This window comes from Streptomyces sp. NPDC005799 (assembly GCF_040630525.1).
Lineage (GTDB): Bacteria > Actinomycetota > Actinomycetes > Streptomycetales > Streptomycetaceae > Streptomyces > Streptomyces griseorubiginosus_B.
This window is the reverse complement of sequence record NZ_JBEXXQ010000004.1, coordinates 251,675-264,712: the sequence shown is the minus strand read 5'-3', so window position 1 is coordinate 264,712 and position 13,038 is coordinate 251,675. Positions and strand designations below refer to the sequence as shown.

The window sequence follows — 13,038 nt, the reverse complement described above, 5'->3', positions numbered from 1 at the left end:
ATCTCCAGGGGGAGACTTGCGCAGACAAGTGAAGAGAGCATGCGCGGCCACCGTGGCGACGGCGGCCGCCGTGGCCCTCGCGGCGGGTATGACCAGCCCGGCGCAGGCCAAGGCCGAGCACCCGAGCGCGGCCTCGAAGTCCTCACTCGCGTCCCAGCACCGCATCACCCTGATCACCGGCGACCGGGTCGTCGTCGACGCCAAGGGCCGCGTCGTCGGCCTGGAGCGGGCCAAGGGACGCGAACACATACCCGTGCAGTTCCGCAAGGCCGACGGGCACACGCTCGTCGTCCCGGCGGACGCGGCCCGGCTGGTCGCCGGCGGCAAGCTCGACCAGCGGCTGTTCGACATCACCGAGCTCAACAAGTCCGCCACCCGCAAGTCCCAGGCCAAGGGCCTGAAGGTCATCGTCGGCTACCAGGGCGCGGCGACGGCCGCCAAGGCCGACGTCCGTGACGCGGGCACCCTGCGCCGGACCCTGAAGGCCCTCAACGCGGACGCCGTCCAGACCCCGGTCAAGGAGACGCCCGAGCTGTGGGACGCCGTCACCAACGGCGACCGTACGGCCTCCGGCATCGCGCACGTCTGGCTCGACGGCACCCGCAAGGCCAGCCTCGACAAGTCCGTTCCGCAGATCGGCGCACCCACCGCCTGGGCCAAGGGCTACACCGGCAAGGGCGTCAAGATCGCGGTCCTGGACACCGGTGTCGACGCGAACCACCCGGACCTCAAGACCCAGGTGATCGCTTCCAAGAACTTCTCCACCGCGGCCGACGCGAACGACCACTTCGGCCACGGCACGCATGTCGCGTCCATCGCCGCGGGCACCGGCGCCAAGTCCCACGGCAAGTACAAGGGCGTGGCGCCCGGCGCCAAGATCCTCAACGGCAAGGTCCTGGACGACACCGGCTCCGGTGACGACTCGGGCATCCTCGCCGGCATGGAGTGGGCGGCCGAGCAGGGCGCCGACATCGTCAACCTGAGCCTGGGCGGCCAGGACACCCCCGGTATCGACCCGCTCGAGGCCGAGGTCAACAAGCTGTCCGAGGAGAAGGGGATCCTCTTCGCGATCGCCGCGGGCAACGACGGCCCGGAGTCGATCGGTTCGCCCGGCAGCGCCGAGGACGCCCTCACCGTCGGCGCGGTCGACGACAAGGACAGGCTCGCCGACTTCTCCTCCACCGGCCCGACCGTCGACGGCACCATCAAGCCCGACGTCACCGCCCCCGGCGTGGACATCACGGCCGCCGCGGCCCCGGGCAGCGTCATCGACCAGGAGGTCGGCGAGAACCCGCCCGGCTACCTGACCATCTCGGGTACGTCGATGGCGACCCCGCACGTCGCGGGCGCGGCGGCGATCCTGAAGCAGGAGCACCCCGACTGGAAGTTCTCCGAGCTCAAGGGCGCCCTGACGGGCTCCGCGAAGGGCGGCAAGTACACGCCGTTCCAGCAGGGTTCGGGCCGTATCGCCGTCGACAAGGCCATCCAGCAGACCGTGATCGCCGACCCGGTGTCGGTGAGCTTCGGGGTGCAGCAGTGGCCGCACACCGATGACACGCCGGTCACCAAGCAGGTGACGTACCGCAACCTCGGCACCAAGGACGTCACGCTGAACCTGGCGGCCACCGCGACCAACCCCAAGGGCCAGGCCGCTCCGGCCGGCTTCTTCAAGCTGGCCGCGACCAAGGTGACCGTCCCCGCGGGCGGCAAGGCCTCGGTCGACCTGACCGTCAACACCAAGCTCGGCGGCACGCTCGACGGCGCGTACTCCGCGTACGTGACGGCGACGGGCGGCGGCCAGACGGTCCGTACGGCCGCGGCCGTGCAGCGTGAGGTCGAGTCGTACGACGTCACGATCAAGCACATCGACCGGGACGGCAAGCCGACCGGCAACTACAACACGGCCCTGCTCGGCTACTCGGGCCTGGCCGAGGGCCGTGGCTACCAGGTGACCCTCTCGGACACCGGCACCGTGACGATGCGACTGCCCAAGGGCAACTACCTCCTGGACGCCTGGATCGCCAAGGACCTGGTGAACTTCCAGGGCGGCGTGGACTGGCTGGTCCAGCCGAAGCTGTCCGTCACCAAGAACACCACGGTGACCATCGACGCCCGCACGACCAAGGCGGCCGACATCACCGTGCCGGACGCCCAGGCCAAGCCGCAGCTCGCCATGATCGGGTACAGCTACGACCCGGCGGGCATCGGCATCGGTCTCGGTCTGCAGTCCTTCGCCGACGTGCGCATGGCGCCGCTGGGCGGCGACGTCACGGGCCTGCACCAGACCTGGAACGGCCAGTGGACCAAGGGCGCGGACGCCGAGTACGACGTGGCGACCACCGCGAACGTCAAGAAGATCCAGGGCGACAAGGTCCGCCACTTCAAGGCGAGCGAGCTCGCCACGGTGCGCAACAACCTCGGCTCGGGCGCCGTCGGCAAGACCGGTGCGCTGATGGCGCTGGGCGAGTTCCCGGAGGACCTCGTCATCTTCAACGGCATCGAGCAGAAGCTGCCCGGCACCCGCACGCTGTACCTGTCGACGTCCGACAAGATCCAGTGGTCGTGGGACTTCACGCAGTACAAGGGCCACGACCGGGACGGCTTCCCGATCCCCGAGGCGTACTACACGCTGGGTGACGCGCAGTCCTTCAAGGCGGGCCAGAAGTACACGAAGACCTTCAACACGGCGGTCTTCGGCCCGCATCTGAACACGTACTACGGCGTCTTCCGCGACGGCAACAGCATCTACGGCTACATCCCGCTGTTCTCCGACGGCGCGGGCCACGCGGGCTCCTCGGACTTCACCGGGGTCACCACGACCCTCTACCGCAACGGCACCAAGGTCGGCTCCAACGACGACCCGCTGTTCGGCGAGAAGGAGTTCAAGGTCCCCTCCGGTGACGCCGAGTACCGGCTGACGACCTCGGTCAAGCGCAGCGTCCATGTCGCCGCGGCCTCCACCCGCATCGACGCCAGCTGGACGTTCCACTCCAAGAAGCCGGCCGCCGGCACCTCGGCCACGCTGCCGGCGTCCACGGTCCGCTTCAACGCCACCACCGGCCTCGACAACCGGGTGCCGGCCGGCAAGACGGTCTCCATCCCGGTCACCGTCGAGGGTGCGGCCAAGGGCAGCAACCTCAAGTCGCTGACGGTGTACGTGTCGTACGACTACGGCCAGACCTGGAAGCAGGTCAAGGTGGTCCACGGCAAGATCACCGTGAAGAACCCGGCGAAGGGACAGGCCATCTCGTTCCACGCCAAGATCACCGACAAGAAGAACAACAAGTCGACGATCTCGATCTACAACGCGTACTACGGCAAGTGAGCCGTTCGCGAGGCAAGTGAGCCGTTCGCGAGGCGAGTGAGCCGTCAGCGAAAGCCCCGCCGAAGGTGCAGCCTCCGGCGGGGCTTCCGTGTTTCCGTGAACCCATGACAACCGAGACCGTCGAATACATCCGGTACCGCATCCCGGAGGACCGCTCGGCCGAGTTCCTGGCCGCCTACACCCGCGCCGCCGGCCGGCTGGCCGAGGCACCGCAGTGCGTCGACTACGAACTGGCGCGCTGTGAGGAGGACTTCGAGCACTACGTCCTGCGCATCACCTGGACCTCGACACAGGACCACATGGAAGGCTTCCGCGACTCGGAGCTGTTCCCGGAGTTCCTGGCGGAGATCCAGCCCTACGTCGGCCACATCGAGGAGATGCGCCACTACAAGCCGACCACGGTCCGGGGGAGGGGCGCGTCGGTACCGTCGTTGTACGACTGGGCGGGTGGCGCGGAGGCCTTCTCCCGCCTCACGACGGCGTTCTACGACCGGGTCCTCAAGGACGATCTGCTGGCCCCGCTCTTCGCCGACCTCGCCCCCGACCACGCCGAGCACGTCGCCCTGTGGCTCGCCGAGGTCTTCGGCGGCCCGCCCGCCTACTCCCTCACCCAGGGCGGCCACGGCCACATGGTCGCCAAGCACTTCGCCAAGAACATCACCGAGCCGCAGCGCCGCCGCTGGGTCAACCTCATCCAGGACGCGGCGGACGACGCGGGTCTGCCCACCGACGCGGAGTTCCGCTCGGCGTTCCTCGCCTACATCGAGTGGGGGACGAGGCTGGCGCTGTACTTCTCCGGCCCGGACGCCAAACCTCCGGCGGAGCAGCCGGTGCCCAGGTGGGGATGGGGGGTCATGCCGCCGTATCGGGGCTGACCCGCCCCGCGCGGGTCGCGTCCGCGCCCCAGCTGGCCAGCAGCCGCAGGGCCTCCGCGGAGGGGGAGCCCGGTTCCGCGTGGTAGGTCGTCATCGCCTGTCCGTCGTCGTCGGCCAGGCGGAAGGACTGGTAGTTGAGCGTCAGATCGCCCACCAGCGGATGCCGCAGCCGTTTGACGCCGTAGCTCTTCTCCCGGACGTCGTGCGTGGCCCACAGCCGCCGGAACTCCTCGCTCTTGACGGAGAGTTCGCCCACCAGCGCGGACAGCCGCGGGTCGTCGGGGTAGCGGCCCGCCTCCATGCGCAGGAAGCTGACGATGTCGCTCGCCTTCTGCTCCCACTCCACGAACAGTTCGCGGTACTCGGGCGTCAGGAACACCAGCCGCGCCCAGTTCCGCTGCTGCGCCGGCAGCTCCCCCCAGTCGCCGAAGACGGCCGCGGCCATCCGGTTCCAGGCGAGGATGTCCCCGCGCCGCCCCGAGATGTACGCCGGCACCCCGTCCATCGTGTCCAGCAGCTGCCGCAGCGCGCCCCGCACCTGTTCGGTCCGGGCCGCGGTCTTCTTCTTGTGCTGCTTCGGCTTGGCCAGGTGCGTGAGGTGGTTGTGCTCGGCGTCGCTCAGCCGCAGCGCCCGCGCGATCGAGTCCAGCACCTCCGCCGACACGTTTCGCCCGTTGCCCTGCTCGAGCCGGGTGTAGTACGCCACGGAGACCCCGGCGAGCTGCGCCAGCTCCTCGCGCCTGAGCCCGGGCACCCGCCGGTGCCGGCCGAAGTCCGGCAGCCCCACGTCCTCCGGCTTCAGCCGGGCCCGCCGGGTGCGCAGGAATTCACTGAGCTCGGCACGCCGGTCCAGGGCGCCGCCGGCCCCCTGTACGGCCTCGGGCTGTTCGTCCATACGGCAAGTATTCACGGTCGTACGCCCAGCAGCCTGACCCCGCCAGTGGTAGGAACACCGGACGTACGCAGAAGCGTGGCCTGGGTGGATCCGCCGCGCCGGGGCATGCTGATCACCGTGCCCGGACGGAACGACAGAAGGCAGCCGGGCGCGAACCCCGCTTAGGAGAATCCCGGCATGACCACCGTTGCCGCATACGCCGCCCCCGCGGCGAAGGCTCCCCTGGAGCGCACCACCATCGAGCGCCGCGAGGTCGGTGAGTTCGATGTGCTGATCGACATCAAATTCGCCGGTATCTGCCACTCCGACATCCACCAGGCCCGTGAGGGCTGGGGCGAGGCCATCTTCCCGATGGTTCCCGGTCACGAGATCGCGGGCGTCGTCTCCGCGGTCGGCTCCGGCGTCACCCGGCACCAGGTCGGCGACCGCGTGGGCGTCGGCTGTCTGGTCGACTCCTGCCGCGAGTGCGAGAACTGCGAGGCCGGCCTGGAGCAGTACTGCCTCAAGGGCGGCGTCGGCACGTACAACGCGATCGGCAAGGACGGCGAGCCCACCTACGGCGGCTACTCCGAGAAGATCGTCGTCGACGAGAACTACGTCGTCCGTATCCCCGACGGCCTCTCCCTCGACGTCGCCGCCCCGCTGCTGTGCGCCGGCATCACCACCTACTCGCCCCTGCGCCACTGGAACGCCGGTCCCGGCAAGAAGGTCGCGATCCTCGGCATGGGCGGCCTCGGCCACATGGGCGTCAAGATCGCGCACGCGCTGGGCGCCGAGGTCACGGTGCTCTCGCAGTCCCTGCGCAAGAAGGACGACGGGCTGAAGCTGGGCGCCGACCACTACTACGCGACCAGCGACGAGCAGACCTTCAAGGACCTCAAGGGCACCTTCGACCTGATCCTCTCCACGGTCTCGGCCCCGCTGAACCTGGACGCCTTCCTGTCCCTGCTCAAGACGGACGGCGCCTTCGTGAACGTCGGCGCGCCCGAGGAGCCCGTCAAGCTCAACCTGTTCTCGGTGATCGGCGGCCGCAAGACCCTCGCCGGCTCCGGCATCGGCGGCATCCAGGAGACCCAGGAGATGCTGGACTTCTGTGCCGAGCACGGCTTCGGCGCCGAGATCGAGCTGATCCGAGCGGACGAGATCAACGAGGCGTACGAGCGGGTGCTCTCCAGCGACGTCCGCTACCGCTTCGTGATCGACACCTCGACGATCTGACCCGGTCCCGCCCCCCGGTGCCCGTCCCCTGTCGGCCGGGGGCGCCCGGCAACGGCAGTTGAGAGGCGTGGCGTGGGTGGGGTGGTGGGTCGGCCGCGGCGATGTCGGCGAGACGAAGCCGACCGGTCGCCGCCATCCCGCTGCCGCGGCGGCGAGCACGCCCCCGGTGGCCGTGCGCCCGAACCGGCCCCGGCCGGCCCCGGTGAGCGGCCCCGGCCAGCAAATCGGGCACGATCCGCCCCCGGGTGCCCGTCCCCTGTCGGCCGGGGGCGCCCGGCAACGGCAGTTGAGAGGCGTGGGTGGGGTGGTGGGTCGGCCGCGGCGATGTCGGCGAGACGAAGCCGACCGGTCGCCGCCACCCCGCTGCCGCGGCGGCGAGCACGCCCCCGGTGGCCGTGCGCCCGAACCGGCCCTGGCCAGGACCCCGGGCACGATCCTCGGCACCAGCGACTCCGTGGCCTCCGGGCTGCTTCGGTGTCGGGCGTCCTGGGCGCCCTCACCCCCTGCACGCCGCAGGCACGACGGCTCCCGCCACTGCGGTCACTGGGGCACGTGCGCGAGGTGGCGCAGGGCGCGGGCCGACGGGGTGCCCGGGTCCGCGGTGATCAGGACGACCTCCTGGTCGTCCTCGGGGACGAGCAGGACGTCGCAGTTGAGGTGGAGACGGCCCACGGCCGGGTGGTCGACGGTCTTGGTGCGGTGGCCGGGCGCGTGGACCGGCCGGTCCTCCCACAGCTCCCGGAACTCCGCGCTGCCGGCCCGCAGTCGGGCCAGCTGGGCGGCGAGCCCGGGGTCGTGCGGATACCGGTCCGCGGCCCTGCGCAGCCGTGCCACCACGATGGGCCCGAACTCCTCGGCACTGGAACTGCCGTACATCCGCCCCTCGCCCAGGAAGCGCCGCCGGGCGAGGTTGGTCGTCCCGCGACCGAGGTCACCGCCGAACACCGCCTGCGCCAGCGGATTGAAGGCGACGAGCCCGTACGCCGCGTCGGTCACGATCGCCGCCGTCTCCGGTAGCCGTTCCAGCATCCGCGCCACATGCGGCCGTACGCTCCGCACCGGACCCGCACCCGGCGGCGCCGCCGCCCCGGCCAGGCGGAAGAGATGGTCGCGCTCGGCGGGACTGAGCCGCAGTGCCCCCGCGAGCCCGTCCAGGATCCGCGCCGACGGCCGGGGCCCACGGGCCTGTTCGAGCCGTACGTAGTAGTCGACCGACATATGGGCCAGCTCCGCCAGCTCCTCGCGCCGCAGCCCCGGAGTGCGGCGCGGTACGCCGTCCGGCAGCCCCACGTCCCGCGGCCGCAGCCCCGCGCGCCGCTCCCGCAGGAACCGCGCCAACTCCTGCCTCGCCACCCGCCCACCTCCTTCGGCGAACCCCGGCCCGCCCGCTGCCTGGTACAGGTCGTCCCTGGCAGACCCGGACCGGCCGGAGGACCGTGGCCGACATGAACGATCGCACCGCACTCGTCACGGGTGCCAACAAGGGAATCGGCCGCCATATTGCCGGACGGCTCGCGGCCGAGGGTTTCACCGTGTACATGGGCACGCGGGACGCCGGACGCGGCCGGCGGGCCGCCGAGGAGATCGGCGACCGGGCCCGTCCGCTGGTCCTCGACGTCACCGACCCCGCCTCCGTCGCCCAGGCCGCCGCACAGGTGGAGGACCTGGACGTCCTGGTCAACAACGCGGGCATCAACCCCTCCCTCGCCCCGCCGACCGAGTCCGGCGCGGAGGAGTTCCGCCGTGCCTACGAGACGAACGTGATCGGCGTCCTGGAGGTGACCAACGCCTTCCTGCCGGCCCTGCGCCGCTCGGCGCACCCACGCATCGTCAACGTCTCCAGCGGCACGTCCTCACTGACCTGGAGCACCCGCCCCAACCCCCAGTTCACCCCGGGCCGTCCGGGCTCCGCCGCCTACCGCGCCTCCAAGTCCGCCCTCAACCTCCTCACCCTGCTCCACGCCCAGCAACTCGCCGAGGACGGCTTCAAGGTCAACGCCCTCGCCCCCGGCCTGCGCGCCACCGACCTGGTGCCGGGCGCGAAGGCCGTGGGCGGCGACCCGGCGGAGGGCGCCGAGGGTGCCGTACGCCTGGCACTGCTGCCCGACGACGGGCCGACGGGCCAGTTCTTCTCCTGGGACGGGACGCCGGTGCCGTGGTGAGGCCGTCGGGCTGCCCCGTCCCGCTCAGGCCCGCAGCCCCTGCACCCCGTCGTACGCGGACATGACGATCTCCAACCCCCGGTTGTCGTCCCCGGGTTCACGCATCTGGTTGGTCACGTAGGCGACCACCATCCGCGCGTCGGGGTCGATCATGACGAGGGAGCCGCCCCAGCCGCCCCATCCGTAGGTGCCGCCGAACAGCCCGTACCCCAGGCCCCACCGCATCGGCATGCCCAGGCGCAGGTCGTCGCCGCTGAACTGCTCCCGCACCGCGCGCTCGCATCCCGCGGGCGACAGCACCCGCACCCCGTCCACGGTCCCCGCGCAGGCCAGTACCGACTGCAAGAGGGCGACCGAGCGGGCGTTGCCGAAGCCGCTCGCCGCGGGGATCTGCGCCCGCCGCCAGGCCAGGCTGTTGCCGTCCCGGAGCCTGATCGCGGTCGCGCCGGTGGGCATCTCGGGCCCGCCCGGCGCGCTCGCCGCGTAGTCCTCGTCCCGCGACGGCGGCGGAACGGCCGGGCCCACCCGGTGATCGTGCTCGGGGCCGAGCCCGATATGGAAGTCCGCCCCCAGCGGACCGGCGATCTCGTCAGCGAAGAACTCGCCCACGCTCCGGCCGCTGACCCGTCGGATCACCTCCCCCACCAGGAACCCCTGGGTGAGCGAGTGGTACCCGGCCGCGCTGCCCGGCTCCCACAGCGGAGCCTGCGCGGCGAGACGGGCGGTGGCGGCCCGCCAGTCGTAGATCTCCTCGACCGGTCCCTCCCAGTCGGGCAGCCCGGCGGTGTGCGACAGCAGATGCCGTACCAGCACGCCGTCCTTGCCGGCCGCGGCGAACTCCGGCCAGTACCGGGCCACCGGCGCGTCCACATCCAGCTCGCCGCGGTCCGCGAGGACCAGCGCGCACAGCGCCGTCATCGTCTTGGTCACCGAGAAGACGCCGACGAGGGTGTCCCGCCCCCACGGCACGGTGCGGTCCTTGTCGGCGAACCCGCCCCACACGTCCACCACGGGCTCACCGTCCACGAAGACGGCCACCGAGCCGCCCGTGTCCCCGGCGTCCAGCAGTGCGCCCAGCGCGTTGGGGACCGCGGTGAACAGATCGTCGTACGAGCCCTCGATGTCGGCCATGGGTGGCATTAGCCCGCATGCGCGGGTGCTGCGGCAACCGAATTTGTGGGGGGACGTGATTTTCCGTCGCCAGGCAACCTCGACCGGCTTCTCACCCTTTTCACAGATGGCACACAAGCAATTCCTTCCGTGCCTGCACCACGTGCACGACTCGTCCCGACCAGACGCAGAAAGAGCACTCATGACCAGACACCACCCCACGGCCTTACGGCGTTCGGCGCTCATCGCCTCCGCCGCCCTCACCGTCGGCGCCGCCGCGACCCTCGCGGCGCCCGGCGCCGGCGCTGCGACACAGGCGGGTACACCGAAGCTCGACGTCATCGCCGCTTCCACCTCGGTGACCCTGGACCGGTACCAGGGAGAAGCCGGGGTCTACCTGAATCTCGGCACCTACGTGACGGTCGACGGGGGACCGCTCGAACTGCGGGTGACGCGAAAGTCCTACAACGACCCGATCGTCGCCTCGCAGGTGATCCACTCCGGTGGCCGGACCGTGACCAAGTCCCTGCCGAAGGACCTGGTGAAGGACTTCTCGGGCCTGCCGGACTTCCTCAAGGTCAGCATCAGCGACGCGTCGGGCGCGAAGGTGGCCGACACCACGCAGTCGTTCTGCCCGAACAACCGGGCCGGCCGCATCCGGCCGGACGCCCCGGCCAAGTCGAACTACCCCGAGAGCTGCTCCGACAACCCGTTCACGCTCGGCGGGGTGTGGGGTGTCGAGAAGGGCTGGGCCGCGGCCACGTCCCAGGGCTTCCGCGAGGGCGACACGGTCGACCTGCCGGCCGGCGTCTACACCGCGAAGGTGTCGGTGGCCAAGAAGTACCGCGACCTGTTCGGGATACCGGACAAGACCCAGACCATCAAGGTGACGGTCCGTCAGGACTCCGGTGAGGGCCATGGGCTGGCGGGCGCCGGGCGCGGGCGGAAGAACGCCTCGAAGAGCCGTCAGCCAGCCGCGCACCGCCCGGCCGGCAGGGCGGCCGTCCCCGCCGACGTGCCCAAGCCGGACCTGCGCGCCCTCCCGGCGTACGGCATCGGGATCACCAACGGGGACGAGGGCGGATCGGGCGCCGCTCCCGGCAAGGACTACCTCGCCTTCAGCGCGACCGTCTGGAACGGCGGCCCCTCCCCGCTGGTCGTGGACGGGTTCCGCAAGCCCGGCGCGGAAAAGATGGACGCCTACCAGTACTTCTACGACGCCAAGGGCAAGCAGGTCGGCTACACGCCCACCGGCACCATGGAGTGGGACCCGCGGGACGGTCACCAGCACTGGCACTTCAGCGACTTCGCCAGCTACCGGCTGCTCGGCGCGGACAAGAAGGAGATCGTCCGCAGCGGCAAGGAGGCCTTCTGCCTGGCCAACACCGACGCCATCGACTACACGGTGAAGAACGCCAACTGGCACCCGTACAACACCGACCTCGCCACCGCCTGCGGCGAGGAGACCGCCGTGTCCGTGCGTGAGGTGCTCGACGTCGGCAACGGCGACACCTACAGCCAGTACCGGCCCGGTCAGTCCTTCGACGTCTCCGACCTGCCGAACGGCACGTACTACATCCAGGTCATCGCCAACCCGGACAACCGGCTCAAGGAGCAGAGCACGGCCAACAACATCACCTACCGCAAGGTCGTCCTCGGCGGCACGCCGGGGTCCCGTACGGTGACGGTCCCGAAGTACGGCCTCATCGACGCTCCCTGACAACCTGGCGGGCGGGGGCCGGCACCTCCGCCCGCCGGGCTCCGGACTCGTCGACCATGAAGTCGCCGGAGGTCTCGCACCGGAGCAGCCGCCCGAGTGCCGCCTCCGCCACCGGCAGGCGCAGGCCCGACAGGTATGCCTTCGTACGGGCCAGCCCACCTCCCGGATCAGCGGTATGTCGGTCCAGCGCGCCGGTGTTGAACAACTGCGGGTCGCGACGGCGATGAGGCGTGCTCCACACTTGGCGGGGGTTCAGACGAGGGATTCGATCGACGACGAGCCGTCGTCACTCGCCGAGCGGCCAGGACAGCGTGACGCCGCCGCCGACCGAAAGCGCATGCCGGCGTCCGGCGAACTCGTTGAGACGGGGCACTATGCGGTCGACCAGAGGAGATTCGAGGAGATCCGACTCGACCTGGGAGAACCAGACGAGCAATTCGGACCGGTGACCGGCCCGCACCTCCCACAGGGGCGCGCAGACGGAGGCCAACGCCTCGGACCGTGCCATGCCGGCATCCTCCGCCTTGCTCGTCGGACGCTTCGCCTCCCGGCACTTCTGACGCCCCCTGACCGCCGGATCCAGGGGCCAGAAGATGTTGCTGCGCCCGGAAGCGAGCCGCCTGACGACGTGCCGCCCGGCAAGCTTGGTGAACGTCACGTCCCTGCCCGGAACGCTACGCAGCGGGACCGCCGCGAACACGGATAGCGGGACCGTGCCCGCACCGGGCTCCTCCGGCCGAGGGCCTCTCCCGGCTCAGGTCAGCGACTCGTAGCGCGCCATGATCTCGAGGAGCAGCTCGACACGGATTCTGGTGCGGTTGTCCACGGTCCCCTGAACCCTCACTGATACCTCACCACCGCCCACGGCCCGAGCGACGTGAAGCTCGACGCGGTTTCGTCCGACGACGGGGGAGGCGTAGCCGGCCGAGCATGTCCGGTCACGAGCGCAGGTGGGCGAGCAGATCGTCCTCGACGGGGTATGCCCGCTCTCCTCGGGCAGCAGTCGGTTCGCGGAGTCCAGGTGGCCGTCGTCACGAGTGCGTGGATCTCCTGCGCGAGCGGAGTCACGTCCGTCATGGAGACCGTCCATTCGTCCGCGTAACGTCGTACGGCCTCACCCGAGAGCCCGAGTTGCAGAGAGCGGTACGGCAGGGGCCGGAGGCGCAGATCGCGCTCCGGATCCCACTGGACACGGGCCGGTGCACGCTTCAACTCGCGTTGCCAGGTGCTGCGGTCGGAATGCAGTCCACGTACATAGCTCGACAGGCATGCGTTGCGCAGTGCCCACTCAAAGCCGTCGCGAGCAATCTCGACGGCAAGAACGGTCTCCTGCCCCGCCTTCGTGCCCCAGCCGCAGCGGTACATCATCCACAGGAACGACGGCTTGATCCATGTCAAGCCTCGCTCACAGTCCTTTGGGAGATCGGGCTGCTCATTCTCCCCTCGGCGTGACAGCGCAAGTGCTTGGGGCCGTTCGACTCGGAAACCGCCCCCACGCAGCGCCGGTCATCTGCTTCTTCATGTAGGACACGGCCGTCATGCAGAGCCCAAAGGCCCCGGCGAAGACCGCAGCTCCACTCCCGACGGCGACCCCGGCGACACGCCAAGCGCATCTGGGGCTGTCGACGAAACAGCCGCTGCCCGCAGCGGATGAGTCGAAGCGTCACAAATGACGCAGTCACCTGATGCCCCGCCATCGAAAGCCACTGGAAACCGTTTGGCCGTACAACCAC

Annotated in this window: 10 protein-coding genes and 1 pseudogene; 5 read left to right on the top strand and 6 right to left on the bottom strand. The window is 70.5% G+C overall.

Features of this window, described 5'->3' with window-relative positions:
- Positions 1 to 28 precede the first annotated feature (28 nt).
- Both ABZ453_RS06590 and ABZ453_RS06585 read left to right on the top strand, forming a co-directional pair.
- Positions 29 to 3,325 carry a S8 family peptidase gene (locus tag ABZ453_RS06590; protein WP_359012162.1) on the top strand — a complete coding sequence of 1,099 codons (3,297 nt, stop codon included), beginning with the start codon at positions 29 to 31 and terminating at the stop codon, positions 3,323 to 3,325.
- Positions 3,326 to 3,429: 104 nt separating this feature from the next.
- Complete coding sequence (locus ABZ453_RS06585; RefSeq protein ID WP_359012160.1) at positions 3,430 to 4,200, top strand: antibiotic biosynthesis monooxygenase; 771 nt, start codon at positions 3,430 to 3,432, stop codon at positions 4,198 to 4,200.
- Here ABZ453_RS06585 and ABZ453_RS06580 read toward each other — a convergent pair.
- Positions 4,178 to 5,095, bottom strand: coding sequence for a helix-turn-helix transcriptional regulator (locus tag ABZ453_RS06580; protein ID WP_359012158.1), 918 nt, complete (start codon positions 5,093 to 5,095; stop codon positions 4,178 to 4,180). The two genes, ABZ453_RS06585 and ABZ453_RS06580, sit on opposite strands and share 23 nt — an antisense overlap.
- Positions 5,096 to 5,272: 177 nt before the next feature.
- Between ABZ453_RS06580 and ABZ453_RS06575 the strand changes: the two genes are divergently transcribed.
- Positions 5,273 to 6,313: an NAD(P)-dependent alcohol dehydrogenase gene (locus tag ABZ453_RS06575; protein WP_359012156.1), complete on the top strand. Its 1,041-nt coding sequence runs from the start codon at positions 5,273 to 5,275 to the stop codon at positions 6,311 to 6,313.
- A gap of 540 nt (positions 6,314 to 6,853) precedes the next feature.
- Here the strand turns inward: ABZ453_RS06575 and ABZ453_RS06570 are convergent.
- Positions 6,854 to 7,666: a helix-turn-helix transcriptional regulator gene (locus tag ABZ453_RS06570; protein WP_359012155.1), complete on the bottom strand. Its 813-nt coding sequence runs from the start codon at positions 7,664 to 7,666 to the stop codon at positions 6,854 to 6,856.
- Positions 7,667 to 7,758: 92 nt separating this feature from the next.
- Between ABZ453_RS06570 and ABZ453_RS06565 the strand changes: the two genes are divergently transcribed.
- Positions 7,759 to 8,475, top strand: a complete 717-nt coding sequence (locus ABZ453_RS06565; RefSeq protein ID WP_359012153.1) for an SDR family NAD(P)-dependent oxidoreductase — start codon at positions 7,759 to 7,761, stop codon at positions 8,473 to 8,475.
- A 24-nt stretch (positions 8,476 to 8,499) separates the two neighbouring features.
- Here the strand turns inward: ABZ453_RS06565 and ABZ453_RS06560 are convergent, their stop codons facing one another.
- On the bottom strand, positions 8,500 to 9,606 hold the full coding sequence (locus tag ABZ453_RS06560) for a serine hydrolase domain-containing protein (protein ID WP_359012151.1): 1,107 nt from the start codon (positions 9,604 to 9,606) through the stop codon (positions 8,500 to 8,502).
- A 181-nt stretch (positions 9,607 to 9,787) separates the two neighbouring features.
- On the opposite strand from ABZ453_RS06560, the gene ABZ453_RS06555 reads away from it, so the two are divergent.
- Positions 9,788 to 11,305 (top strand): lysyl oxidase family protein, encoded by a 1,518-nt coding sequence (locus ABZ453_RS06555; protein ID WP_359012149.1) that lies wholly within the window; start codon positions 9,788 to 9,790, stop codon positions 11,303 to 11,305.
- On the opposite strand, the gene ABZ453_RS06550 is transcribed toward ABZ453_RS06555, so the two are convergent.
- The 3 genes and pseudogenes from ABZ453_RS06550 to ABZ453_RS06540 all read right to left on the bottom strand — a co-directional run bounded on the left by ABZ453_RS06550 (position 11,289) and on the right by ABZ453_RS06540 (position 12,760).
- Positions 11,289 to 11,546, bottom strand: coding sequence for a hypothetical protein (locus tag ABZ453_RS06550; RefSeq protein WP_359012147.1), 258 nt, complete (start codon positions 11,544 to 11,546; stop codon positions 11,289 to 11,291). The genes ABZ453_RS06555 and ABZ453_RS06550 overlap by 17 nt on opposite strands.
- 45 nt (positions 11,547 to 11,591) lie before the next feature.
- On the bottom strand, positions 11,592 to 12,005 hold the full coding sequence (locus ABZ453_RS06545; RefSeq protein WP_359012145.1) for a hypothetical protein: 414 nt from the start codon (positions 12,003 to 12,005) through the stop codon (positions 11,592 to 11,594).
- Between the two features lie 238 nt (positions 12,006 to 12,243).
- Positions 12,244 to 12,760 (bottom strand): annotated as a pseudogene (locus tag ABZ453_RS06540) (DUF4291 domain-containing protein).
- Between the last annotated feature and the right edge of the window lie 278 nt (positions 12,761 to 13,038).

Excerpts from the sequence above, each read along its gene's own strand:
- ABZ453_RS06575 (WP_359012156.1), top strand. The coding sequence starts at position 5,273 with ATGACCACCGTTGCCGCATACGCCGCCCCCGCGGCGAAGGCTCCCCTG.
- ABZ453_RS06585 (WP_359012160.1), top strand. The coding sequence starts at position 3,430 with ATGACAACCGAGACCGTCGAATACATCCGGTACCGCATCCCGGAGGAC.
- ABZ453_RS06580 (WP_359012158.1), bottom strand. The coding sequence starts at position 5,095 with ATGGACGAACAGCCCGAGGCCGTACAGGGGGCCGGCGGCGCCCTGGAC.
- ABZ453_RS06560 (WP_359012151.1), bottom strand. The coding sequence starts at position 9,606 with ATGGCCGACATCGAGGGCTCGTACGACGATCTGTTCACCGCGGTCCCC.
- ABZ453_RS06565 (WP_359012153.1), top strand. The coding sequence starts at position 7,759 with ATGAACGATCGCACCGCACTCGTCACGGGTGCCAACAAGGGAATCGGC.
- ABZ453_RS06555 (WP_359012149.1), top strand. The coding sequence starts at position 9,788 with ATGACCAGACACCACCCCACGGCCTTACGGCGTTCGGCGCTCATCGCC.